This window comes from Desulfosporosinus acididurans (assembly GCF_001029285.1).
GTDB classification, from domain to species: domain Bacteria; phylum Bacillota; class Desulfitobacteriia; order Desulfitobacteriales; family Desulfitobacteriaceae; genus Desulfosporosinus; species Desulfosporosinus acididurans.
Genome location: NZ_LDZY01000010.1, coordinates 93,843 through 119,127 on the forward strand (window position 1 = coordinate 93,843; position 25,285 = coordinate 119,127).

Here is a 25,285-nt window from a genome sequence, read left to right on the forward strand (position 1 = left end):
TTACCTCCTAATGGTATTGGCGATACCCCACATCTCATCTCCGTCGGAGATTAAACGGGCATTCAATTGGTAGGCCCGCTGGGCCTGGATTAGATCTGTCATCGAGGCGGCCAAATCTACATTGGATTGTTCCAGAGACTGGCCGCGAATCGTTCCTAAGGTGACGTTCCCCATGGTGTTCCCCGGCTGGCCAACCTGGGGTGCCCCGGAATTAACTGTTGCAGTATAGAGATTATCGGCATTTTTAGATAACCCTTCAGGGTTTTGAAAGCCTACAAGAGAAATCTGCCCGAAAGTCGTCTCTTTGCCCGCCACATCGCCCGATACTTTTCCCTTAGCTGAAACCTTTAAGTTTGTCACTCCGGCAGGAATTTTGATGCTCGGTTGAAGCAGATTCCCTTGCATATCCGCAAACTGCCCCGAACCATCAACTTGAAAATTTCCCACCCGTGTATACGCTGTATTTCCATCTGCCGTCCTAACCTGAAAGAATCCCGCCCCATCAATGCCCAAATCCAAGGGACGATCTGTAGGAGAAAGCGTGCCTTGTTGGAAGTTGGTTCCGATGCCACTTGTCAGAACCCCGGCCCCAACCCCGGTAGTAATCGCTGTATTCCCGGTAAATTTGGGATTAGCCGTTTGCACTTGCGTCGACAAAGCCTCGGCGAAATCCACCTGACTCTCTTTATAGCCCAAGGTATTGACATTAGCAATATTATTTCCTATCGTATCCATCGCCAGCTGCTGCGCACGAATCCCCGCCGCACCAGTTCCTAATAGGCGCATGAAGCAGCCCTCCGTAATTCTTAGAAGTAAATGCCTTCCGATCCAATATTTTAGCTCTTTGTTTTACCCCTTAATGGGCGAAGATTAACTACGTTTGAGATCAATCAGTTCTTGCAAAAGGGTATCGGAAACGGTAATAACCCGAGAGTTAGCTTGAAATCCACGCTGAGCAGTGATCATATTGGTCATCTCTTGAGAAAGATTAACGTTGGACATCTCCAGAGCACCAGTCACTAAGGTAGTTCCTGAAGGATAATTACTGGAACCTCCGTTTCCGTACAGGGCAGGATTAGTAGTGTTAGTAGAATCCCCTGAATTGTTTGACGGTAAGTAATAGTTATTTCCTATGCTTGTCAATCCAGAAGGATTGGCAAACAAGGCAATTCCGATATTTCCTCCGTAACTCGTGTCTTCCGAACCATCAGACTTATAAGCGGTTACTTTTCCTGTAGAATCAATACCATAAGTATCACCATCCGGAATTTGAATATACTTTGGACTAGCGGAAGTAGAACCCTGAGGTACTGTACTGCTTGCGTCTAGCACATACGCCCCAGTCGTGGAATCTACTAAGAACCCATCGGCATTAAATTTAAATGCGCCTGAGCGAGTATATACAATCTGATTACCATTCTGTAAAGCAAAGAATCCATTCCCTTGAATCATCATGTCTGTATCAACCCCAGTAGACTCATTACTTCCCTGTGACATATCTTGGTCAATCGCTCCCACCGTAGTCCCCAAACCTACCTGAATCGGATTTGTACCACCGGTATCTCCAATGGCAGGAGAACCTGCTGACGCCACATTTGGCGCGCCTGCACCTCTAATAGATTGGCTCAAAGCTGTAGCAAAGTCCACCCGACTGCTCTTAAACCCCGTAGTATTAACATTGGCAATATTATTTCCAATAACATCCATATCTGTTTGATGGGCTTTTAACCCGGAAACTGCTGAATAAAGCGAACGCATCATGGCCGTATTTCCTCCTTTTTATGTTTCCCGTTCGAAATGTAAATCCTATCCTTTAAATAATGACTTCTTTTGACTAAGTACCAGAAACGAATATAGTTTCTTAATTAGTAGTTTTGCTTGTATTCGATGGATCAGTTGAATTTGTTGTATTCGATGCAGAGGAAGCATCCTGAACCTGCGTAATCATACTCATATCCAAATCCGCGAGTGTTCCGTCGGACTCACGAACTTCCAGCATAGGATTTCCGTCAGACCACTTTACCAATTCAACCGTACCGGAAATAGTTGTTTTACCATCTTTATCCAGGCCGCTCACCGATTTGCCGATCATCGCAGCTCCTTGCGAAAGTAAGGATTGTTGATAGTATTCCGAAAAGGTTTGATTCAACGTATTCATAGCTGTAGCAACATTAGTCATCTGCTGCAGAGCACTAAACTGTGCCAATTGAGCAACAGATTGTGTATTATCCATCGGACTCGTAGGATCTTGATTTTCCATCTCGGTTACAAGTAAATCGAGAAAATCATTTTCTCCGAGGGATGCATTGCTGTTAGTACTGTTTGTACTGTTTGTACTGTTTGTACTGTTTGTGGAATTAGTCGTATCAATTGCAGTACTCAAAGAACATACCTCCCCTTATGCCGTTACATTAATTTGATTGCTTCCATCTTCTTCAAAGACAGAAATTTTATGGGCTGGTATAATATCTTCGTCCTCAGCAACGTTTATTTTGGGTTGACGAGTTTGGGAGGACTCGTTACCATGAGAGTTCCGTTGGTCTTTACCGCCCATGCCCATTTGCAGCATGCCGCAGTTTATTCCTTGATTCTCCAGAGCTTGACGCAGATCCGGCAACTGATTTTGCAGCAGCTGGCCTGTTGCGGCTTGAGAAGCCTGAACTTGAAGGTGAACCTGCCCATTTTCCCAGCGCAGATCAATTTGAATCTTGCCCAAATCTGCCGGCTGAAGCTGAATGTCCAACTGTTTCAAAACCTGCGGCTTGTTCATAAGCTGCTCACTAACTGCCGCAGAAATTTGTTGATAGACCGGTATAGCGGTTGTCTTGCCGTCTGTAACGTTAGCTGCTGTAATATTATTGGTTAGCCCTATATTCAAAAGAGGATTTTGATCTTGATTTTGCATAGCTTTTACTTCTGAAGGTTCATTGGATTTCGTGCCCGTTTCATTAATCAGTTCTTTGTTTAGAATTCCTTTAACCTTCGTCAACAAGGCTGCATCTTTGGAGCTTTCGCCTCCATTACCGGCAAGCGAATTCAAAAAGGTTTGTAAGAAAGACTTTGCGCTCGAAACAAAGCTGTTCTTGTCAAACCCAGCGACCAAACCTTCAGTCTTAGACGACAAAACTGTATCTTCAGCACCCTTGTTTTCTTCGCTAAGCAAATTGCTTAGAGTCGTCAACAAAGAAGTTTTTGAGTCCTGAACCGATTTGTTCTCGTTAGACCCCGTGACCGAGCTATCGAGCTTGGCGTACAAATCTGTATTTTGATTGCCTTTTTCTCCTTCATCCTGTAAGAAACCGAGAATACCTTGTAAAAAAGTATTCAAATCCAAAGTCGAGGCGTTATCCTTACCAACCCCTATTGTCAGGCCGGCAGACGATTCTTGACTTACTTGTTGCCCATTTACATCCATAAGCCAGCCTTGGATGATTTTGGCTAAATCTTGGTTAGACTTAGCATCAACATTTTTCAGATCAATTCCTGAAATTGAGGCAGTACTTTTTCCTGAAATATCAGTAATTTTACCAGAAAGTTCTTTCAATAGATCTGCGATAACCTGTTTATAATTATCCAATTCCGAAATTGCTGGGTTACCCCCCTGAGATTTCACCATTGTCGTCCCTAACTGGGAAGAAACCTCATCTGAAGACTGAGAGAGAAGATTCACCAGAGCTAACTCCTGGTTCTTACCGTCTAAGAGCGAACCCTTAGACATTGATGAGTTAACAGTCAATGAATTCCCTGCCTCCAGGCTTGCTTCGTTTCCGGAATTAGCCTCCTTGCCTGCCGGAAATTTGTTCTGCAGCCTCATCTGAGCAAGAAAAGACAACGCCAAATTAGCATACCCCATCACACTTCCCTGTTCATTGGACGTGTTCTCTGAGATATGCTTGGAGTTTTGACTATTCTGCTTTTCCTGTGCATCGTGACTTGCTCCAGAACTCTGCCCTTTCGTATCTGCGGCTGATTTGCTTTGAATCTGACCGTTAAGCATTTGTGCGAAAGCACTTGCAGCGTTGCCAGAACTGTCTGCCGCAGTTTTTCCCTTGGTGGTTGATGCATTTCCTGTCTTGCTGCCGCCCTTAGGAACTTCCGAAAGGACATCAATACTTGCCATGCCTGCCATCACCTCCTTCATAACTCTATTAGTTTTATCGACAAAGTTCCCCTAAAACATTAGAACGTTTAGAACAAATTTTTCTTTTGACGGCTAAGTCTTCCCCGCAAGCGCATAATCGCTTGGGAATGGAGCTGGGATATTCTGGATTCTGATAATTTTAAGACAGCGGCAATTTCCTTTAGCGTAAGTTCTTCTTGATAATAAAGAGCAATGACTAACTTTTCTTTCTCCGGCAATTTTTCCACAGCCAGAGCAAGGATCTTTTTTTGTTCTTCTTTTTCAATCGCCTGGTAGGCCTCTTGAGCGTCATCATCAATAAGTAAATTAAGGGGCGAGCCGCTGCTGTCACCTTCATTATCGACTGTCGTTTCATCAAAGGACGTCAAGGTCAGCACCTGAGCTTGTGCCAAAATCCCGTTGATTTCTTCAACCTTAACGTTCAGCATTTCAGCAACTTCTTCAGAAGTAGCTGCACGCCCCAGCTGATATTCCAGCTCTGCAAAACCGTCTTGAACTCGTTTTACCTTTTGTCTGGCAGAATGAGGGACCCAATCCATCGTTCGTAATCCATCGATCATAGCTCCTCGAATCCGTATGGAAGCATAAGTTTCGAATTTAAACCCGCGAGCAGCTTCGAAACGATCAATGGCATCGAGCAGCCCGAAAACTCCATATCCTATGATATCATCTTCCTCAATATGGGGCGGGAGAGACATAGATAAACGTCCGGCAATACGTTTGACTAAAGGTAAATACCGTTCAATATACTCTTGTTTCAATTGTCCCCGTGAAACGGATTCATAAGCATTTGGTATCAAGTCTACTCACCTCCCCAACCCATTCGACGTATAATATCGGCTTGTTTCTTGCTGTCCGGTAAGCCTAAACTTAAATCTTTGTCTACCTGCCCGGGAACATCAGAACTTTGCATAAATGAGGTAAGATCATCCTCTCCGACGGAAAAATCAACTAACCCTCCGCGTCCCGCTTCGTTCTTATCCGGTCCAGGCTGCGGCAAAGCAGTTTTCTCAAAGGCTCTTAAGGTTCCTATTAAGAGCAGAAACATTATTCCAAAGGAAACGCCCGCCCGCACAATGACATTAAATATCTCCACCCCATTGATCCAACTAAGTAAAGCAACAATCAGAGCAACTACAATAGAAATGCGCATCAACCAGACCGTGAAATTCGGGTTGCTTTTCATGGTCGCTAAACCACCTTTTCCCCATGATTAATGGTTCGAATGCGTAGTTCCCCTGTCGCCACATTAAAATGAATCGTTCTGCCAAAACTTCCGCCGACATCAGAAACCAACAGCGGAATTCTGTGTTTTTTCAGTTCTTGTTCTACTGCTTCAGCATTGCGGTCTCCGATCTTGAGAACAGGCGTTTTTCCCGGAAACGAAAACATCTGTGCACCGCCAGCGATTTTAGCTTTAAGACGAGATTGACTTGCTCCCATATCTAATATTTGCCTCAACATGAGCTCCAGAGCAGTGTCTGCGTACTTCATCGGGTTCCCGCCTTGACTTCCTATTGAAGTAGGCAGCATAATATGGGCCATCCCACCCAATTTTAGAGCTGGGTCATAGACGCAAATTCCGATGCAAGACCCTAATCCGGCTGTCATTAATAGATCCGGAGATTTCGCAGTTTTAAAATCAGCCATGCCGACAGTGATAATCCCACTCATAATCCCATTGCCCCTAATAATTTTTCCAAAGAACCTTCATCAGGCAGAAAGATGAATTGTCCTTCAATTTTTGGCAATCCGGAAAGCTGCGTATCAATAAACAACACAGTATCGTCCAGCGTCCCTTCCTCGAGAAAAATTGCGTCTAAAAGTGCCCCTATCATATCTACGGACAGCGCCGGTACTGATGCTTGAAGAGGGATACCAGAAAACTCCGTTAAAGCAATCAGGAAAGAACTCACCAAGATGTTTCCAACCTCTTTCAAAGCCGACTGTGCCATCTCATCGCTGAAAAGATCCCTTTCTTCGCCGGTCCCGAAAAGAGCCTGAACGACAATTCCAGCACTTTCGACAGGGAAGAAAAAAACCGCTTTCCCGGGAGCATCCCCTTCAACTTTGACATAAATGACCGCCTGAGGTGTGTCCAATTGTCCCACGATCGCCGTAATCTGTTCAAAAGGAACTGCCCAAACTTCTGGTACAGACATATCAATCCGTCGTTGTAAGAGGGTGGATAAGGCCGTAGCAGCATGGCCGGAGCCAATATTTCCGATTTCACGCAAGGCATCCAGTTGGCACTGTGTTACTTCCATAGTTCTATATCAACCCTTTCTTGCGCATTTCTCGTTGTCGTTCAAAAACACAGCGAATGATATGGTCTCTTTCTCGTTCTGTAAGATCACTAAACTCGACAGTAACATCATAACGCTTCGTTTCTTCGATCTTCGCTGTCCGGCAAACACGGCCTGAAGTCTGAATTTCTCCGTTAGGAATACCTAAAAGAACATAAAGCAGCGCTTTATTCTCCACCGATTCATTGGTAATAAAGCGTACACCCCCGCCGCTTAAGTCAACCATCGTACCTCTGAAAAGATCACTTAGCCCTTCATCAGTCACAGTTCTATAGGAAATAGAAAAGGAGGCAGGGACTCGAACAAAATTTCGGCGCTGAACTTTTTTAATGGCATCAGGAAATTTCAAGACGAAAAGCGGTATGGGAACAGCAATCCGTTGCATAATCTCCCCCTCAAACTCATAAGCCGATAAATTATCCCAAAAAGTAATAATAACCTTCGTCCCTTCACGCAGGGGCACAACTTCGCCTTTTTCGTAAGGTGCGCCTACTGTGAGGATTTTTTCTCCTACTTCCTCAATGCGGGTTCGATATTTTCCACAATATTCTCCATCGAGCACGATAAGATCTATAGCAAGACCGTGTGAAAGCTTCTCACTATATGCCAAAATCATTCCCCCCTTTAACTTATTGACTTGGCCTTACGAATGGGAACGAAGCAATTTGCTCAAAAAGCCCTTGATTCCCTCAACTTGACGAGGCGGATGATTGTTTGCCCCAACAATCGTGCTGGCAATCCACTGTATGCAGCGATAGGCTGAACTTTCAGGATAGCCGATTCCCAAAGGAACCTGCTGCATAACAGCACGGCCCATAAAAGGATCATCATAAACCCAGCCCCAGGAGTCAATCGATTCTTTTAGAAACCTGCTGGCTGCAGTTTCCAGGCGCGTAAAGGTCGCCTGTGCTTCACCTTCTGTTCGTACCCTGTTGGCAACAACATGCGTTGGTACCTTTATCGCTTCTTTATTCAAGGTTTTAAGTACACCATAAGCATCAATCAAAGCCGTGGGTTCCGGCGTTGTCAGGAGTATAATCTCGTCAGCTCCCCGCAGAAAGTTGGTTACTGTGTGCCCAATCCCTGCTCCCGTATCAATTAGCAGCACATCAGCTAACCCCTCCAGACGTCCAAGATTCGTTAGTACATTAGCAATCTTGTCCCTTTCCATGTTGGCAAGATCTTGAACTCCGGCACCACCCGGAATGATCATAATCCCCTGAGGACCAGTAAGGAGAATCTGCTCAATGGATTTTTCTCCGGCCAATAAATGTTCAATAGTATACTTAGCGGTAAGGCCAAACGAAATATCAACATTAGCAAGGCCTAAATCTCCGTCAAGAATAATGACGCGTTTTCCGTATCCAGCTAAGGCCAAGGCAATGTTAACCGTGAAATTAGTTTTCCCTGCCCCCCCTTTGCCGCTGGTCACAGCAAGAACTCTCATTTTCGTTTGTTCGTGTTTTTCATTCGAGACTAACTTACGCAAGGCGCTAGCTTGATCATTCACTGCGCTTCCCCTCTCCAAACACAAAGCGTACCAACCGATTTGAGTTAGCAGCAACAATATCATCCGGGACATTTTGACCGTTTGTTAAATAGGCTGTCGGGAGTTTTGCCTGATCCAAGAAATTCAAGATCATCCCAGGGCTCTCAGTCTCATCGAGCTTTGTAAAGATAAAATGTGTCGACAAGTCTTTAAAACGTTGATAGATCTTTAACTGATCCGCAAGCTGTGTCGTCGCACTCATAACAAGCATTGTGTAATCAGGGTTTGCCTTTTTCAAAAATGCCCTTAATTCCGACATATGCAAATCATGGTGGGGGCTTCGGCCTGCAGTGTCTATAAAAATCAAATCTTTATCCTGATGACGGCTCATGGCCGCCTGAAGTTCGGAGGGTGTCATTACGACATCTACGGGCACTCCTATAATCTCGCCAAAAGTTTTGATTTGCTCAACGGCAGCGACACGATACGTATCTGCCGTTATCAAGGCTACGTTTCGCTTATCAACAATACTAAAACCGGCCGCCAGTTTACCAATCGTTGTCGTTTTGCCAACACCTGTCGGACCAATGAGAGCAATGACCTTCGGCTTCTCTCTATCTGTCTGGATCGGACCCGTTGCTCCGCAGATTTGTATCATTTCTGCTCCAATCTGCGCATAAACTTGGTTGTCGTCCTCCCACTTATCTTCCGGCAGAATTTGTTGTACATGCCCGATTAGGCACTTAATCAAAGGTTCACTAACTCCTCGGTTTTGGAGACGATCTGCCCATTTTTGCAGAACTGAGGGCCAGACCTTTTTTTCACTTCCTAGGATCTCGATGTTCTGATTTAATTTTTTCAACAATAAATGCATAGACTTTAGATCATTTTGAAAAATTTCCTGTTGGACTGGAGGATCTAAAACGGGAGGAACTTTGCTTGCTCTTTCCTCGTCGCGCTTAAATTCATATCTCGGAGTGTTAAGGCCAAGTGCCGGTTTTTCCTCGATAGCCGCCGTAATTTCAACCTTCATCGTGCCAAAAAGACCGAGAAAGCCTCCTTCGCGAAATTCACGTGTCTGAAGAATAACGGCTTCTGATCCAAGTTCTCTTTTAACTTTCCCCATCGTTTCGGCAACGTTATCACCTACAAACCGCCTAACTCGCACGATCCATCCCCACCATTCCTATTGCTTGAACTTGTATACCTTGGACCAATTCGTTATATGAAAGCACGATGAGATGTGGAAGCTGCCGCTCAGTAACTCGTTTGATGTTAATTCTGACGAGCGGAGCACAAACCAGCACGGGTGAAAGCCCTTTAAGCATAAATTTTTCCACCTCTCGCGAAAGATTTTGGACAAAGACTTGTAATAGCTTCGGATCTAAGGCTAAGAAAGAGCCGTAATCAGATGGCTGAATACTGTCGAGAATTTGCTGCTCACTTTTCGGATCCAGCGTAAGGACAGACAACGTTTTATCCTTGCCGACTAGGGGCTGCGTAATCTGACGCGCTAATCCCTGTCTGACATGTTCTGTCAGGCGGTCAATATCTTTCGTGGTTTGAGCTTGATCGGCTAAGGTTTCTAAGATCGATACCATATCTCGGATGGAGACTCTTTCTCGCAGCAAGTTCGCTAAGACTTTCTGAACTTGTCCCAGACTGAGTATGTCTGGAATGAGCTCTTCGACCACGGCAGGAGCTTGTTCCTTGGCATGATCGATAAGCGTTTTTACATCTTGGCGATTAAGAATCTCCCAGGCATTCGTCTTAATGACTTCCGTAAGATGGGTGGCTAAAACTGTCGGAGCATCTACAACCATCCAGCCCTTAAGCTCTGCTTGTTCGCGGTACATAGCATTGATCCATTTCGCTTCAAGTCCAAAGGCCGGATCTCTGGTCGGTGTTCCCGGAATAGCATCGTCATCCATGCCGCTGCTCATGGCCATATAATGATCAGCCTGGATCTCACCGGCAGCAATTTCCGCTCCCCTAATCTTAATGAGATATTGATTAGGCTGTAAGTTCATATTGTCGCGAACCCGAATCACCGGAACGATAAACCCAAGCTCACTGGCTATTTGCCGGCGAATGAGCACGATTCTGTCCAGCAAATCCCCGCCTCTCTGAACATCAACTAAGGCTACCAGGGCATAGCCAAGTTCCAGTTCCATATGGTCAACATGCAAAAGGTTCAAGACATTTTCCGGTTTTTTGCTCTCAGCAATCTCCGATTCCCGAGCGGCAACAGTTTCCTTAACAACAGAAACCTTGGATTTTTTTCGGATTGCCAAACCGGCAAAAATTAAAAATGCTGCTACTATAAACATAGGGGTCGGCGGTAAACCTAAGAGAGCTAAAGTTATTAAAACTCCGGCCGTAATAAAAAGCGTCGTAGGATTTTGGAACAACTGTTTGCTCAAATCCTGCCCTAAACTGTTGTCTGAGGCTGCCCGAGTCACTACAAGGCCTGTCGCTGTAGAGATTAACAGCGCCGGTATCTGGGAAACCAAGCCGTCGCCGATGGTTAGAATCGTATATTTGTTCAGAGCATCAAGCAAAGGCAGGCCTTGCATGGCCACACCAATAATAAAACCTCCCAGGATATTAACAACCATAATAATAATAGCTGCGATAGCGTCCCCTTTAATAAACTTTGTGGAACCATCCATAGCTCCATAAAAGTCAGCTTCCCGCTGTATACCTTTCCGCCTTTCACGAGCCTGCAGTTCGTTAATCATCCCGGCATTAAGGTCAGCATCAATGGACATCTGCTTTCCGGGCATAGCATCCAAGGTAAAACGAGCAGCCACTTCTGAAACACGTTCAGCCCCTTTGGTGATAACTATAAATTGCACAATCACCAGGATAAAGAAGACGACAAAACCGACAACTGCGTTGCCGCGAATGACGAATTGCCCAAACTGCTGGATGACTTGTCCGGCATAACCGTCGAGAAGGACAAGGCGTGTTGTCGAGATATTTAAGGACAGCCGAAACAAGGTCATAGTCAATAAAAGGGAAGGGAGAGCCGAGAACTCTAAAGGCTCCTTGGCAAAAAAGGCAATCATTAAAGTTAAGACTGATCCCGTAATATTAAGAGTTATTAACAGATCCAATAAGGCTGCCGGCAGAGGGATAACCATCATGACCACGATGCCTACCATCCCGATTGCTGCTATAACGTCTGTATTATTTAATAACCGGCGTTTCATCGATACGGCCAAATAAGGTTCCTCCTTTAGTCATCCTCATGCTCGTTTCCTTTTCTTCAAACGATAAACAAAAGCCAGGACTTCGGCAACAGCCTTGTAAAGTTCTTCCGGAATTCCCTGACCAATCTCTACTTGAGCGTAGAGAGCCCGAGCCAGGGGCCTATTTTCCATGATTACAAGTCCATATTCTTTAGCCAATTCCCGCATCCGCAAGGCGATTTCATCTTGCCCTTTGGCAACAACGTAGGGCGCGCTTTGCACTTTCAAATCATAGCGAAGAGCAACTGCATAATGTGTTGGGTTGGTGACGACGACATCAGCCTTTTTCATATCCTGCATCATCCGGCTCAAAGCTAAAGCACGCTGTTTTCGCTTGATTTCCCTCTTGATCTCTGGATTACCCTCAGTTTGCTTAAATTCTTGTTTCAATTCTTCATGAGACATACGTAATTGTTTTTCATGATCCCAGCGCTGATAAAAATAGTCCAAAATCGCCAAGCCGAAAAAGGAAATTGAGATTTTCCAGCCCAGTTCCAGCACAGCCTGACCTAAAAAAACCGCCCCCTGCCCCAGGTCCAGTTGCTGAAGGGCAGGATAGATCTGAAGTCTGTCACGAACACTTGCATATAAGAAATAACCGATCAGAATCACTTTTGTCATTGATTTCGCTAATTCAACCCAAGCCTTGACGCCAAACATTCGTTTTGCGCCACCGATGGGACTTAAGCGGGAAATCTGCGGTTGCAAGGGTTCAAAGGTGAAAAGAATTCCAACTTGAAGATAATTGGCTGCTAAAGCAACAACTAAGGCAGCGGCTAAAATTGGCCCCACAATTTGAATCCCGATCCACAAAAGGTTAACCATAAGGCTGGCAACAGAACTCTCAGTCCATTCGAAAGAAAGGTTCAAAACATAGGGAAATAGTCCCGCCATACGCTCCAGCATAACCGGAAGCCAGAACTTGAGAACCGCCACAGCGGTTAAAAGCATAAAGGAAGAAATGATTTCCTGACTCTTAAAAATCTGACCTTTTTTACGCGCTTCACTGCGTCGTTTGGCTGTAGCCGGATGTTTTTTCTCACTCACTGCTTCCACCCCTGATATAAATTCAAGAGCCAGGTCATATCGATATTGAAGAGGTGAGAAACAGCTTCACCAAAAAATGGTACGGTAAGTATTAAAATAATAAGTCCAAAGATGACCTTTACGGGAAAAACAACGGAAAAAATATTAAATTGGGGCACGGTTCTCATCAAAAGGCCCACCCCGATATCTGAAACAACAAGGGCCCCAAACACAGGCAAAGCGATTTGAGCGGATAAAGAGAAAACATGAGCAACAAGACCGGCGAAATAGAGATAATCAATAGGCAGTTTTGACGGGTTAAGAGGAATGTAGGCATAACTCTTGACCATAGCCGCAATCAAATAATGATGAGCATTCGTCGCTAATAAAAGCATCGTAGCCAGGATCATTTGAAAGTTGCCCGTCAGAGGGCTTTGTGCTCCATAAACCGGGTCAATGGCTGAAGCCATCGAAAAACCCATCTGAAAATCTATAAGCTGCCCTGCACCCTGGAAAATGGCAGTTAGTAAATAAACAACATAGCCAATGACCAGTCCCACAAAAATTTCCTTCATAACGACTGCAATATAAGGTAATAGTTCACTGGGAATTGTCGGATGGGTGGCAAAGATCAAGGGATAGACAATCACTGTAAAACAACCCGCCAAACTGAGCCTGATAAATGTCGGGACACCTCTGGCGCCAAACACAGGAGCCAAGATTATCATTCCGGCCCAACGGGAAAGAATCAGTAAAAATAAGGAGAGGTTCCATTGGAGAATTTGCGCTAGACTCAATTTCTTCCCTCCTGTGTCAAGACGCTATTTTAAAGGTTCTATAAATTCCCAAATGAAGCCAGCTGATTCAGCAAGTTTGTGGTGAAGGCTGTAATGACGGACAACATCCAAGGACCCAGTATAAGAAGAATGGCAACTACAGCAATTACTTTAGGAATAAAGGAAAGGGTTTGTTCCTGAATTTGAGTCATAGACTGAAAGATGCTGACTAATAGGCCTACAATCAAGCTGGCACCAAGAACAGGTCCGCCCACGAGAATCACTGTTCCCAGAGCTTCTTTGGCTAAATATAGCACTGTATTCTGACTCACATCACGTTCTCCTTTTCCTTATTTGAAACTGGTCACCAGGGACTGCACTACTAAATGCCAGCCATCCACGAGAACAAATAGGAGTATTTTAAAAGGCAATGAGATCATCATCGGGGGCAGCATCATCATGCCGATAGACATGAGAGTACTTGAAACGATCATATCGATAACCATAAAGGGAATAAAGATCGCAAATCCCATCTGAAAAGCTGTCTTTAATTCGCTGATAACAAAAGCAGGAATGAGAACATATGTCGGAATATCGCGATACGTTTTAGGACGCTCCATTTTAGCCAGCCCTACGAAAAGTTCCAAATCCTTTTCCCGCGTCTGCTTAAACATGAAATCTCTTAAGGGCTCCTCAGCTTTGGTTAAAGCTTCAGTTTGGGTGATCTGATTTTTCATATAGGGCTGAATGGCATTCGTATTGATCTGATTCCAGGTCGGAGCCATCACAAAGAAGGACAGGAATAAAGCCAAACCCACTAAAACCTGGTTGGGAGGGAGCTGCTGGGTCCCCAGAGCATTTCGGACAAAGGACAACACGATTATAATGCGTGTAAATGAGGTCATCAGCATGAGAATTGACGGTGCCAGCGTCAAGACTGTCAAGGCCATCAATAATTGCAGAGATGTCCCCATTTGCTGTGAGGTAGACGTTCCAAGATCCAAGGTAACTCCAGCCGCAAAAACATTTTGGGGATCCGCCAACATCCCCATCCCCAAAGCTAAGCCTAATGGAATTCCCCACTTAAACAGTTTCTGAAATCTGCTTGAAGAATGCATTATTTTTCGTCCTCCTCAAGCAAACGGTCTAATTCTTCCGGAAAAATCCCCTTCCGGCGGAGATGTCTTCTTCGCCAAAGTTTGGCCAAATTCATAATCCAACCCTCAACTTTTTCAACAGGGCGTGAAGCTATCTCTTCCAAAATTTCTGCAGCAACCTCAGGATCATTAATCTCACTCAGCTTAAGGAGATGATGATCTGATCCCCCCAAGACCTGTAATTGACCTGCAATTTCGACTAAGTATAAGCTTTGTTGTCCACTTAAGACCTGACGGTCAAGAACCCTAGCCCAAGGAGCATTGAGGCTTCGAATCTTCGCCTGGTTGAGACGGCGAATGATCCAAAGTGATACGAGCAAGATTAAAAGGAAAACCACAAACGTTCCTATAAGCCCCCACCAAGAGGAGCCGGCTTGTGCTACAGGCGTAATGCTGCCACTCGAAGGAAACGATTGGTCTTGATTGAACATGACTATTTCAACGCCTTTGTGACAGCCTCAATAACACGATCAGCTTGAAAGGGCTTGACGACAAAATCTTTAGCCCCGGACTGAATTGCTTCGATAACCATAGACTGTTGGCCCATAGCGCTGCACATAATGATCTTCGCCTTCGGATCCCGCTTAACGATTTCTTTAACCGCCTGAAGTCCATCCATTTCCGGCATTGTAATGTCCATAATCGTTAAATCCGGTTGCAGTTCCATATACTTTTCCACGGCAATAGCCCCATTTTCTGCCTCACCGGCTACGGTGACCCCATTCTTGGTCAAAATATCCTTCAACATCATACGCATAAAAGCAGCATCATCAACGATCATTACAGAACTCACACAATTTTCCTCCTTTAAACTTCTAACAGTTTACTATAATTAGAGACATAACTTTTCATTTTATGGATTAACCATTCCAACAGTATGCAGTAACGGCATATCATAATGCTCTAGCCTAAGAGTTCAGTGAAATCCTTTCCGTTGGCTGAACAATATCGGTAATACGAATACCAAAGGTTTCATTAACGACAACCACTTCACATTTTGCGATCAGCTTACCATTGACAATCATATCTACTGCTTCTCCAGCCAAGCGGTCAAGTTCGACGACTGACCCAGGACCCATTTCCAGAATCTCCTTAATCGTTTTTTTCGTTCGTCCCAATTCCACGCTGATTTGCAGCGGCACATCGAGAATCAAATTTAGATTTTCAGGCTGCTTCGACATAACACCCTGCTGTAAAGGTGCAAACTGAACCGGTTGAACAGGGGTCTGGCTTCTAGTTTGAGGATTAGGTTGTCCACCCCCATAAGGCGGATAGCCCCCCGGCGGATATGCAGCTTCATAAGAGGGTGGTGATGGCGGTGACTGTGGTGACAACGGGGGAACTTGGGCGAATTCCTGGTTGGGCATGCTCTGCTGAGGAGGGGCTGGTTGTGAGGCCGCTGCCGCTGCAGCATCACCGTTCATGGCAGCCATTAACTTGTTAACCATCCCTTGAGCAACACTCAGAGGAATTACTTGAATTAACGTACTGTCGATAACATCTTCAACGATCATCCGGAAGGAAATCCGCACAAGAGGTTCATCAGGACTTAAGGTATCATGAATGACATCCTTATCTGCCGACAAATCATTCAGTACTAAGTCAGGAGGAGTAATGTCGACGGTCGCTTTAAACATTGTCGACATGGAGGTGGCTGCAGACCCCATCATCTGATTCATAGCCTCTGAAATTCCGCTGATTTGCAGGTCTGATAAGCCGGGGGTTGGGTTTTTTCCGTCTCCGCCCATCATTAAGTCTACTATTACTGAACCATCTTGCTGAGAGAGAATCAAGAGGTTGGAACCCTCGATCCCCTCTTTATACTTGACATTACAAATCACGGAGGGAACAGGATAATCTTTCATAATCTGTTCCGAAGTTGTAATATCAACTTTCGGTGTTGTAATATCAACCTTTTTGCCTAAGAGCAACGATAACGTTGTCGCTGCCGTACCCATGGAGATGTTGGCAATTTCGCCAAGGGTATCCTTTTCCATGTCGTTTAAAGTATCTTCAGGCGGCTTTTGATCAGAACTCGAATCGAGATCTAAAGTCCCCTGCAGCAACGCGTTAATCTCTTCTTGAGAGAGAATCTCATTCCCCATCTTCTTCCCTTCCTTCCTCTACGACTTCAGTAATCTGAACAGCGAGATGGTCTCCGTTTAGTCCTGGATTAGACTTGAATTTCATGTACTTTCCAACATAGATTGGAAGCGGCTCCGCCACAGCCTGCCGGAGAGGGATTACGTCCCCTACAGCTAGTTCAAGGAGATCCCGCACCAGAATCTCGGAGTGGCCCAAAAATGCCACAACATCCACCTTGGCCCATTCGATTTTTTTACGAATAGCAGCGATTTGTTCCGGAGAGCTGACTTTAGCCTTCGTGGAGAAGAGGAAATAGGTACTCAACTTTTCCAAGATAGATTCAAGTACCAAATAGGGTAAACACACTTCAATCATCCCTACTGTATCGCCCACAGTAACTTCAATAGTGACTAAAACAACCATTTCGTTAGGAGCAACGATTTGCACAAACTGCGGATTGGGCTCCATGGCGATGAATTGCGGTTTCAATTCATAAACTTCAGCCCAAGCCTCCTCGGTTAGATTGATCATATGGGTAAGGCGGTGTTCGACAAGAGTCTTCTCAATTTCTGTTAAATCTCTGTTTTTTTCAACTTCCTGGCCTTGTCCTCCCAGGATTCGATCCACAATGGTGAAAGCAAGTGAAGGGCTTACTTCCATCAAAACAGTTCCCTCCAACGGTTCCAAGGTAAAAATCCCCATAACTGTCGGGCTTGGTAAAGAACGTATGAATTCATCGTAAGTGATTTGTTCAATGGAAAGAACTTTACTTTCAATGGGCGAATGCAAGTTTCCGGAAAGATAGTTCGTCAGTGCGCGACAATAATTTTCATGAATGTTTTGGAGGGAATGAATCTGATCCTTTGAAAACTTATTCGGACGCTTAAAATCGTACACTCGAACCTTTTTCGTATTATCAGTTGACCGCATCTCTTCAGCGCTCAATTGTCCATCTGACAGTGCACTCAACAAAGCATCAATTTCGCTTTGGGATAAGACGTCTCCCATCGAATTCCCCCTCTCAAAAAGAATCGTTGTATTTATTTACTGCTGATAAACTATTTTCTCAAATAAAACATCGGTAATTTCATTATTAGCAACTCCATTGAGTTTCTTCAATAATTCCGCTTTTAACTTCGTTAAATTCTCAGGAGTTTGCACATCGGCAAGAGGTCTATTCAATAATACCGAGTTGACTTTATCATTTAAAATCGCAGTTTTAGCCTTTAGATCTGTCAATGCTTTAGCGTCCACAACTTCCAGCGTAATAGTTGTTCTAAGAATGGCACCGCCTTGCAAATTAATTAACAGCTCACCGAGAGATAGCAGCGGCCCGTCTTGTTTTGGTTGACTTACCTTGGCAGTACTTTGAGTTTTAAAGATCGTTTTCTGAGCTAGGATTGTCCCGCCTACACCGATTCCTGACCCCAGGAGAACGGCTATAATGATGAAAATCAGGGTTTTTCGATTCATTAACTTAATCACTCCTCAATCATTGGAAACTGTTGACAATTACGCCGAAACTCAATGATACGTTCAATCAGAACCTTGATACTCTCAGATACCACGAATTTATTTCCACCCGTCAACGTAATAACCGTATCCGGAGTTTCTTCCATCGTTTCTATCAAGTCGCAATTTAAGGCAAAGACTTTGCCGTTTAAGCGCGTGACATAAATCATAGCTTCATCCTTCCATTAGCACTGTAGAGAATGCTTTTTCTGCTGCCAGTGAAGAATCTGGCCTGTTTCATCGAGGATTTTTTGTTCCTTAAGTAATTCTTTCTGCAGAAACACCTTAAGTTGTTTCTCTTTCAGGCGCCGGAATTTCTCCGCTTCACGATGCGCCTCGATCAAAATAAGTCGCGTCTTCTCCACGATCTCTTCTTGTTCTAATTTCTCTGCTTCGCGTTTTTTTAGCCGGCTTCGCTGTTCAAAAACAAAGTTCTGCCAAATCGCTAAATCTTCCGGTGAGTGCATTCCTGCACTCCTCTGACCTTCTAAAGCATTATTAAAGATATCTCGCTGAGCTGTCAAGGCATCGACGCAAGCTTGCCAGCGCTGCATCTCTTGTGCAAACTCCCGCTTAGCCATGTCGAGCAATTGATCGGCAAGGCGTTGACTTGCCTCAAAACGAAAATGGAATCGGGCCACTTTCTTCACCCTTTCAGCCAATGTTAATCTTGGGCATAAATGGTCTCGAGGTGCTGAAGCATATCCTTAAATTCGCACGTCTCGCTGACATCTTGTCGAGTAAAGTCTTGAATCCGATCTATATGTGCAACAGCAGAATCAATTTTGGGATTGCTCCCTGAAGTGTACGCTCCAATATCAATCAGATCCTTAGCATCACGGTAAACAGCCAAATGTTCCCGCAATTTTGAGGCTAACTCCTTATGGATGGGGCTGGCCACATCATTCATAACCCGGCTAACCGATTGTAAAATATCAATGGCAGGATAATGATTTTGCATAGCCATTTCCCGTGTTAATACGATATGTCCGTCAAGAATTCCGCGCACAGAATCAGCAATAGGCTCATTATGATCGTCTCCGTCAACCAACACTGTATAAATTCCCGTAATACTCCCCTTCTCTGACATCCCCGATCGTTCTAATAATTTAGGCAGGAGTGCAAAGACTGAAGGGGGATATCCCCGAGTTGCAGGGGGTTCACCGACAGTAAGCCCCACTTCCCGCTGAGCCATAGCAAAGCGGGTTACAGAATCCATCATTAAGAGTACGTCCTTGCCTCGATCACGAAAATATTCAGCAACTGCTGTAGCAGTAAAAGCAGCCTTTAAGCGGACTAAAGCCGGTTGATCCGACGTTGCCACGATAATTACAGATCGCGCCAGACCTTCAGGTCCTAAATCTTTTTCGATAAAATCCCGCAATTCTCGGCCACGTTCTCCTACCAGAGCAATGACATTAACATCGGCTGCAGTATTCCTTGCCATCATGCCCAGCAAGGTACTTTTGCCTACGCCGGAACCTGCAAAAATTCCCATCCGCTGACCGCGGCCAATAGTGAGCAACCCATCAATGGCTCTGACGCCGACACTAAGGATATCAGTAATTCGCGGACGCAGGAGAGCATTTGGCGGCCTATTCTGCAAAGGATACGGGGTTTCAGTCTTAAGCGGCCGGCCATCAATGGGCTGCCCCAATCCATCGAGAATTCGTCCCAAAAGTTCAGGGCCCACTGAAACTGTCAGCCTTTGCCTTTGAGGAATCACACGATCACCCGGAGCAATCCCTTCCAGTTCTCCTAGAGGCATAAGAAGAACGGTTGAGTCCCGAAAGCCAACAACCTCAGCTGGAATCTCCTGTCCGCTGTAAGTGAGGATATGGCAATATTCGCCGACACTTACTCTTGGGCCGGCCGACTCAATCATCAGGCCCACAATTTTGGAAACTCTTCCTTGAGCCGAGATTGGGTCAAGCTGCTCCACCTTTTGAGTCATTAAGGTCCAGGCTCCCATACTTGAACTCCTCTCGTAAGGTGTGCTCTAATTTATCTAATTGAGCGTTTAGCCGGGCATCAAAGATCCCTTCTTGACACTCCAGGAAACAATCGCCTTGTGTTAACGATTCATCAGCAGTCCAAGGACAAGGTAATTGATATTCCTGAAGCCAGCCGGCATCCTCTTTCGCCACATGTAGCATCCATCCTTGGCGTTCCTGTGGCAAGAGGGTGAGAGCTTGAATCGTGCTTAGCATTTTCTCCGGCTCGACTGCCAAGGTCGATCTTACAATTCGTTCAGCAATTTTTATCGCCAAATGCAGCAGCTCTGCATCAACTTTGGCATATTCCTCTTGGACTGCATGCTGAGCCATCTGCAAAAACATAGTTGCACTTTTGGAGAAACGGCTCCCCTCGGCCAGTCCTTCAGACATCCCTGCTTGATACCCTTCAGCTTTAGCCGCAGGATAGACTTCAGCCCTTACTGACTCTCTAACCTCTGAGCGTAAACGTTCCACGTCATTTTGAGCTTGGGATCGAATAGTCTCAGCATCGGCCTCAGCCTGCTTCAGTATCTCTTGAGCTTCAGCGTCTGCCTTAGCCTTAATCTCCTGAGCTTCCTTTTTTGCTTGGTCCAGCGATACCACAATAACTTCCTGCGTTTCAGACGAAAGGGAAGACTCCAGAAGCTCATCTTGAGACGTATTCAGGTCAGTCAAGTCATTACTTGATTCTTTTGGCATAGGATCAGCTTGTACAACTTTCGGAGTCCATTTCACAAGATGTGGCGTAGATACCTCGACATCCCAACTTTTTACGACGCCCGTTTTAGTAAACAATTTCGTCTGCGCCTCCTCTTGAAATAACGATTGCGCCGCTCTCTTCCAGTTTGCGAATTACTTTAACAATACGCTGCTGAGCTTCTTCGACATCCCGCAGTCGAACCGGACCCATGAATTCCATATCTTCCCGCAGCATCTGTCCGGCCCTTGAGGACATATTGCCCATAACCTTTTCCACGACTTCAGGATTGCTCCCTTTCAGCGCCAATCCCAAGTCTTTTGTATCTACTTCACGCAGTACCATCTGAATACCGCGATCATCAAGGGTAATAATATCTTCAAAGACAAACATTTGTCGTTTGATTTGTTCCGCTAACTCCGGATCGTCTTGTTCCAAAGCATCCATAACCACTTTAACCGTTCCGGGGTCAGTCCGGTTGAGAACATCAACAATATTTTGGATACCGCCGGAACTTGTATAATCTGTCGGGGCCAGACTGGAAATCTTCCGTTCCAGAACTTTCTCGATTTCTTTGAGCACGTCAGGACTCGTCCGGCCCATAATCGCGATTCTCTTCGCCACATCGGCCTGTCTCTCTTGGTTAAGACTAGCCAGCAAGGTTGCCGCTTTATCGACAGGAAGATGGGTCATAATGAGGGCAATAGTTTGAGGATGCTCGCCTTGGATAAAGGAGAACAGTTGTTTCGGATCTGTCCTCCGCACCAAGTCAAAAGGACGCATTTTCAGATTACTTGCCAAGCGGCTGATAATCTCATTGGCTTTTGGCTCTCCAAGAGCCCGTTCCAATACTTCCCGCGCGTAATCCACTCCCCCGTAAGAAATATAATCATTTGCCAAACACATCTGATGAAATTCCTCAATAACATTATCCCGCTGTTCCGGAGTGATTTTACCCACATTGGACATTTCTAACGTTAATTTTTCAATTTCTAATTCATTAAGATTTTGAACTATTTTGGCAGAATTCTGTGAACCTAAAGAAATCATCAGAATTGCTGCTTTTTGGATTCCCGTTAAAGGCTGTGCTTGAGCCATTGTCATCTAACTCTCCTCTGCTAACCAGGTCTTAACAAGACGAGCGACTTCAGCCGGGTTATTCTGTGAATATTGTTCAACAGCCTCTTTCGTTTGTTGCATAAGGATCTCATCCTCAGTTTTTGCCTGTTTCTTGGCCATTTTGGCCTTCGCCTCTTGCTCCAGTAACTCTTGGGACATCATCAGTTCGGCATCAGCGAGAGTTACCGGCTGTTCACCATTCATACCTAACATTCTAACCGCACGGGCTTTCTTTGCTCGTCTGACCAGAAAAGCAATGAGTGCTGCTAAGCCAAGTAAAACACCGGCCCCAATTTCAGCGTAGGTCATCATCTGCTGCCGTTGTTGTGCGCTTGCCATGGCTTGTTTTGCTTGAGCCAACTCAGAATTATTAAAGGGAATGGCGGCAACTTGAATTTGATCTCCCCGAGTTAGGTCAATCCCAGCGGCAGATGCCACGATCGTCTTGATTTGATTAAGCTGGTTCGGGGTAACGACTGACGAATCCGCCATCACTGACACGGAAAGACGCTTAATTGCCCCTGGGCTCACCACTTGTTCTTCTTGACTGGAATCAACTTGATTATTAATTGTGTTCGTTGTCTTAGTTGAAGACGTTACCCCCTGTGTCGCCGCTTGATAGGTAGGCGCCCCATTGGTCGTCACACCTGGTGTTCCGCCGGCCGCAGAGCCGTTCGTAGTGTTTTCGGTAGAATTTTGCTGACTAACTACGGCACCGGGGCCATAAGTCTGTTTAGTACGTTTAATCTGGTCAAAATCCAATACCGCATTGATGCGAACGATGGCTGCATTTGGGCCCAATACCCTGTCCAGCATACTTTGGACAGATTTTCGTGTATCTTCCTCTACAGATTGTTCAAGCTGATACTGGGTTCCTGTGAGACGATTAGGATCATTACTTTTGCCAAGAACATCCGAGAGAACATTGCCTTGGGTATCCACAATCGTCACATTAGCCGGCTGCAGTCCTTCAACTGACCCTGCAATAAGATTAGCGATCGCACGAACTTGATCATCGCTCAGTTTATTTCCGGGAGCGATTTTAAGAGTTACCGATGCGGTCGCCGCTTTTTGAGTATCGGCAAATAATGAATCATCCGGCATGACTAATTGAACTCGAGCATCTTGTACACCATTCAATATTTTCAAGGTAGTCTCTAATTCGTTTTGTAAACCAAGGGTGTAGCGCAATTTGCGGTCGGCATCAGTTTCACCGAGGTGCATCGTGTCCAAATAATCAAAACTAAATTTGCTGTTTTGGGGAAGTCCTGCGTTAGCCAGTTGTAAACGGACGTCAGCAGCTGATTGTTGAGGAACCATAATCGTGGATCCGTTATCTGCTAATTGGTAATTAACTTTCAAGTCTTTAAGTTTCGTCGTTATCGCTCCGGCATCCGAATCACTGAGCTTTGTAAAAATAGCGACATATTGCGGACGGCTCGCCCAAGCAATTAAGGACACCAGCGCTACCATAACCATAAGAGGAGCAACAACCGTGATTACTTTCTGTGGCCGAGAAAGCTTATCCCAAAAATTCTTTACCGAGTTCTTAATCCCGGCCCAAGAATAATCCATTCTTCACACTCCTTTCCTTAAAGTGAACTCATTCAGCTAAAGCTAAAAATCTAAAATAATTTCCGTAAGACCCAACCAAAACAATAACTCCATCCGTATTAATAAATAAGAACATTTTTACTTTAAATTTACATTTGCATATTCATAATTTGATGGTAGGCGTCAAGGACTTTATTACGGACTTCAACAGTCAAAGATAAAGACAGATTAGCTTTTTCCAAGGCCACCATAGCTGTCGATACGTCTTGGACCTGACCTGTCGCGAGCTGCATACTGGCTTTGTCTGCATTGGTCTGCAGCGCATTGACCTGTCCTAAAGCATCACTTAAGAACTTCGCAAAATCCGTTCCCGCCTTTTGAGCCCCATCTCCAGAAGGAAGAGCAGCATTATTCCCAGTGCTTGCCGAAGAAATCGGATTCAGGATTCCTGGCGATGAAATAGGCGCTATTGAAATGCTCATTTTATCTTACCCCTTTCCAATTTCTAAGGCTTTCGAAGCCATTGACTTACTGACATTAAGGGCAGTAACGTTTGCTTCATAGGCCCTGGAAGCCGAAATCATGTCTACCATTTCTGTTACAATATTTACATTCGGCTCTCGTACATAGCCTACAGGGATTCCGGGTTCGGCCACTTTGGCAGCGTCGGGCGAATCCGGATTGTACTCTAAACGAAAAGGGGCTTCAGTATCCGGAACACTGCTAATGCTGGAAACCTCTACGCCATTGCCAACATTTTGCCCGCTCATTTTTTCCCCAAGCACATTAGAAAACGATGCTGCCGGGGGACGTGGGACAAACACAGCCACTTCCCTCTGATAAGGGATAGGGTTTCCGGCAGGAGTCAGCTGTCCCGTTCGAGTTGTATTAATATTGGCTATGTTACTGGAAATTAAGTCCATGCGCAAACGTTGGGCAGTTAGCCCGGAAGAGCTGATATCCATCGAACCAAATAGGCTCATTTCCTTACCCCCTTTTCATAACGCACTCCACAATTGTTCGTCCAATCTCACCAAGCGGTACGATTCGATCAGCTAAACCGGCATCAACTACAGACCTGGGCATACCGTAAACAACACAAGTCTCCTCAGATTCTGCAATAGAAAATCCTTCAAAAGCCTTAACATCTTTCATTCCCTTAGTCCCATCATTGCCCATACCGGTCATGATGACTCCCAGAGTTCCTTTGCCTACAGACTTCGCCAGAGAAAGCAGCATAACATCCACCGAGGGGTGATAAAGGGTAGGGATCGGAGCTTCATCGCCGATATTTAGTACTAGCTGCCCCGACTTACGCTGGACTTGCATTTGCTTCCCAGCCGGTGCCACATAAATTGTACCGGCTTTGAGAACTTCCCCGTGAAGGCCTTCCCTGACATTTAAGGGGCAAAGCCCGTTTAAACGTTGGGCGAGAGGCCCAGTAAACCCTGCAGGCATATGTTGAGCTACAAGTACAGGTACTGGAAAATTAGCAGGCAGTGAAGGAAGGACCGCTTGCAGGGCTGACGGCCCCCCTGTGGAGGTTCCAATCGCCACAATCTCAACTGCATGCTTAGGCAGAGAAGAACTTTTCCCCGTAATAAATGGACGTGGGGCTTGTCCTTTTGCCGGAAGAACACCCGCTTGAGGAACGGCCGAAGTTTCAACCTTTCTTCCAGGCGTTAAGTTAACAAGCCCTTTGTTCCCGGAAACCCCTGAACTAACAGGTAATCCCTTCCGTCCAAGACGAGAAAGGTTAACACCGGCGGCTGCCAATACCTTTTCAATTAAATCACGCGACAGTGCCTGGAGATCATTTCCTTGTGTCCCTGTCGGCTTCACAACGACATCCACGGCTCCTAAATCCAAAGCCTTTAAGGTCGCTTGTGCTCCTTCTGTTGTCACTGAACTTAAAATAATTATCGGCGTTGGCTGCCAGCGCATAACCTCGTCTAATGCCTGGAGGCCATCCATTACAGGCATCTCGACATCCATGGTAACTACCTGTGGACGAAGGGACTGGATTTTTAAAATTCCTTCACGCCCATCTCGTGCAGTATCTAAAACCTTAATATTAGGGCTTTGATTAAGAATCTTTTGCAAGGTCAAACGCATGAATGGCGAATCATCAACGATCAGCACCCCAACGGATGTATTTGGCCTTTCACTCAT

General features: G+C 45.3%; 30 protein-coding genes. All 30 read right to left on the reverse strand.

Annotated features, from left to right (window positions below):
* Entirely contained in the window at positions 1–786 is a 786-nt protein-coding gene (locus DEAC_RS14650) for a flagellar hook-basal body protein (protein ID WP_047810820.1), read from the reverse strand.
* An 84-nt stretch (positions 787–870) separates the two neighbouring features.
* Positions 871–1,761: a flagellar hook-basal body protein gene (locus DEAC_RS14655; RefSeq protein ID WP_047810821.1), complete on the reverse strand. Its 891-nt coding sequence runs from the start codon at positions 1,759–1,761 to the stop codon at positions 871–873.
* Between the two features lie 100 nt (positions 1,762–1,861).
* Positions 1,862–2,383 (reverse strand): flagellar hook capping FlgD N-terminal domain-containing protein, encoded by a 522-nt coding sequence (locus DEAC_RS14660; protein WP_047810822.1) that lies wholly within the window; start codon positions 2,381–2,383, stop codon positions 1,862–1,864.
* A gap of 15 nt (positions 2,384–2,398) precedes the next feature.
* Positions 2,399–4,120 (reverse strand): flagellar hook-length control protein FliK, encoded by a 1,722-nt coding sequence (locus DEAC_RS14665; RefSeq protein WP_047810823.1) that lies wholly within the window; start codon positions 4,118–4,120, stop codon positions 2,399–2,401.
* A 68-nt stretch (positions 4,121–4,188) separates the two neighbouring features.
* Positions 4,189–4,941, reverse strand: a complete 753-nt coding sequence (locus DEAC_RS14670; protein ID WP_047810824.1) for a FliA/WhiG family RNA polymerase sigma factor — start codon at positions 4,939–4,941, stop codon at positions 4,189–4,191.
* A 2-nt stretch (positions 4,942–4,943) separates the two neighbouring features.
* Entirely contained in the window at positions 4,944–5,327 is a 384-nt protein-coding gene (locus DEAC_RS14675) for a hypothetical protein (RefSeq protein ID WP_047810825.1), read from the reverse strand.
* Between the two features lie 5 nt (positions 5,328–5,332).
* On the reverse strand, positions 5,333–5,815 hold the full coding sequence (locus DEAC_RS14680; RefSeq protein ID WP_047810826.1) for a chemotaxis protein CheD: 483 nt from the start codon (positions 5,813–5,815) through the stop codon (positions 5,333–5,335).
* Positions 5,812–6,408 carry a chemotaxis protein CheC gene (locus tag DEAC_RS14685; RefSeq protein ID WP_047810827.1) on the reverse strand — a complete coding sequence of 199 codons (597 nt, stop codon included), beginning with the start codon at positions 6,406–6,408 and terminating at the stop codon, positions 5,812–5,814. The genes DEAC_RS14680 and DEAC_RS14685 overlap by 4 nt, the downstream gene beginning before the upstream one ends.
* Positions 6,409–6,412: 4 nt before the next feature.
* On the reverse strand, positions 6,413–7,057 hold the full coding sequence (locus tag DEAC_RS14690; RefSeq protein ID WP_047810828.1) for a flagellar brake protein: 645 nt from the start codon (positions 7,055–7,057) through the stop codon (positions 6,413–6,415).
* A gap of 33 nt (positions 7,058–7,090) precedes the next feature.
* Positions 7,091–7,957: a MinD/ParA family protein gene (locus DEAC_RS14695; RefSeq protein ID WP_047810829.1), complete on the reverse strand. Its 867-nt coding sequence runs from the start codon at positions 7,955–7,957 to the stop codon at positions 7,091–7,093.
* On the reverse strand, positions 7,950–9,104 hold the full coding sequence (gene flhF, locus DEAC_RS14700; RefSeq protein ID WP_047810830.1) for a flagellar biosynthesis GTPase FlhF: 1,155 nt from the start codon (positions 9,102–9,104) through the stop codon (positions 7,950–7,952). The genes DEAC_RS14695 and flhF overlap by 8 nt, the downstream gene beginning before the upstream one ends.
* On the reverse strand, positions 9,094–11,151 hold the full coding sequence (flhA, locus tag DEAC_RS14705; RefSeq protein WP_427846271.1) for a flagellar biosynthesis protein FlhA: 2,058 nt from the start codon (positions 11,149–11,151) through the stop codon (positions 9,094–9,096). Before flhA ends, flhF begins: the two co-directional genes overlap by 11 nt.
* A gap of 36 nt (positions 11,152–11,187) precedes the next feature.
* The gene (flhB, locus tag DEAC_RS14710; protein ID WP_200903145.1) at positions 11,188–12,237 is read right to left on the reverse strand and encodes a flagellar biosynthesis protein FlhB; all 1,050 of its coding nucleotides are present in this window, start codon (positions 12,235–12,237) and stop codon (positions 11,188–11,190) included.
* On the reverse strand, positions 12,234–13,013 hold the full coding sequence (gene fliR / locus DEAC_RS14715) for a flagellar biosynthetic protein FliR (RefSeq protein WP_047810833.1): 780 nt from the start codon (positions 13,011–13,013) through the stop codon (positions 12,234–12,236). Before fliR ends, flhB begins: the two co-directional genes overlap by 4 nt.
* A 38-nt stretch (positions 13,014–13,051) precedes the next feature.
* On the reverse strand, positions 13,052–13,324 hold the full coding sequence (fliQ, locus tag DEAC_RS14720; RefSeq protein ID WP_047810834.1) for a flagellar biosynthesis protein FliQ: 273 nt from the start codon (positions 13,322–13,324) through the stop codon (positions 13,052–13,054).
* 18 nt (positions 13,325–13,342) lie between these two features.
* A complete protein-coding gene (fliP, locus tag DEAC_RS14725; protein ID WP_047810835.1) occupies positions 13,343–14,110 on the reverse strand; it encodes a flagellar type III secretion system pore protein FliP in 768 nt (255 codons plus the stop codon).
* On the reverse strand, positions 14,110–14,580 hold the full coding sequence (locus tag DEAC_RS14730) for a FliO/MopB family protein (protein ID WP_053006452.1): 471 nt from the start codon (positions 14,578–14,580) through the stop codon (positions 14,110–14,112). Before DEAC_RS14730 ends, fliP begins: the two co-directional genes overlap by 1 nt.
* Before the next feature lie 2 nt (positions 14,581–14,582).
* Complete coding sequence (locus DEAC_RS14735; RefSeq protein WP_047810937.1) at positions 14,583–14,930, reverse strand: response regulator; 348 nt, start codon at positions 14,928–14,930, stop codon at positions 14,583–14,585.
* Between the two features lie 127 nt (positions 14,931–15,057).
* Entirely contained in the window at positions 15,058–16,254 is a 1,197-nt protein-coding gene (gene fliY, locus DEAC_RS14740) for a flagellar motor switch phosphatase FliY (RefSeq protein WP_047810836.1), read from the reverse strand.
* The gene (gene fliM / locus DEAC_RS14745) at positions 16,244–17,242 is read right to left on the reverse strand and encodes a flagellar motor switch protein FliM (protein WP_047810837.1); all 999 of its coding nucleotides are present in this window, start codon (positions 17,240–17,242) and stop codon (positions 16,244–16,246) included. Before fliM ends, fliY begins: the two co-directional genes overlap by 11 nt.
* Positions 17,243–17,278: 36 nt before the next feature.
* Positions 17,279–17,707: a flagellar basal body-associated FliL family protein gene (locus DEAC_RS14750; RefSeq protein WP_047810838.1), complete on the reverse strand. Its 429-nt coding sequence runs from the start codon at positions 17,705–17,707 to the stop codon at positions 17,279–17,281.
* Positions 17,708–17,715: 8 nt separating this feature from the next.
* Positions 17,716–17,916: a flagellar FlbD family protein gene (locus DEAC_RS14755; protein ID WP_047810839.1), complete on the reverse strand. Its 201-nt coding sequence runs from the start codon at positions 17,914–17,916 to the stop codon at positions 17,716–17,718.
* A 15-nt stretch (positions 17,917–17,931) separates the two neighbouring features.
* Positions 17,932–18,387 carry a flagellar export protein FliJ gene (locus DEAC_RS14760; protein ID WP_047810840.1) on the reverse strand — a complete coding sequence of 152 codons (456 nt, stop codon included), beginning with the start codon at positions 18,385–18,387 and terminating at the stop codon, positions 17,932–17,934.
* Positions 18,388–18,410: 23 nt separating this feature from the next.
* Positions 18,411–19,718 carry a flagellar protein export ATPase FliI gene (fliI, locus tag DEAC_RS14765; protein WP_047810841.1) on the reverse strand — a complete coding sequence of 436 codons (1,308 nt, stop codon included), beginning with the start codon at positions 19,716–19,718 and terminating at the stop codon, positions 18,411–18,413.
* Positions 19,675–20,538 carry a FliH/SctL family protein gene (locus tag DEAC_RS14770; RefSeq protein WP_047810842.1) on the reverse strand — a complete coding sequence of 288 codons (864 nt, stop codon included), beginning with the start codon at positions 20,536–20,538 and terminating at the stop codon, positions 19,675–19,677. Before DEAC_RS14770 ends, fliI begins: the two co-directional genes overlap by 44 nt.
* A complete protein-coding gene (gene fliG / locus DEAC_RS14775; RefSeq protein ID WP_047810938.1) occupies positions 20,528–21,538 on the reverse strand; it encodes a flagellar motor switch protein FliG in 1,011 nt (336 codons plus the stop codon). Before fliG ends, DEAC_RS14770 begins: the two co-directional genes overlap by 11 nt.
* A gap of 6 nt (positions 21,539–21,544) precedes the next feature.
* Positions 21,545–23,134 (reverse strand): flagellar basal-body MS-ring/collar protein FliF, encoded by a 1,590-nt coding sequence (gene fliF / locus DEAC_RS14780; protein ID WP_047810843.1) that lies wholly within the window; start codon positions 23,132–23,134, stop codon positions 21,545–21,547.
* A gap of 128 nt (positions 23,135–23,262) precedes the next feature.
* Positions 23,263–23,595, reverse strand: coding sequence for a flagellar hook-basal body complex protein FliE (fliE, locus tag DEAC_RS14785; RefSeq protein WP_047810844.1), 333 nt, complete (start codon positions 23,593–23,595; stop codon positions 23,263–23,265).
* Between the two features lie 6 nt (positions 23,596–23,601).
* Positions 23,602–24,096, reverse strand: coding sequence for a flagellar basal body rod protein FlgC (gene flgC / locus DEAC_RS14790; protein WP_047810845.1), 495 nt, complete (start codon positions 24,094–24,096; stop codon positions 23,602–23,604).
* Between the two features lie 4 nt (positions 24,097–24,100).
* Positions 24,101–25,285, reverse strand: coding sequence for a protein-glutamate methylesterase/protein-glutamine glutaminase (locus tag DEAC_RS14795; protein WP_047810846.1), 1,185 nt, complete (start codon positions 25,283–25,285; stop codon positions 24,101–24,103).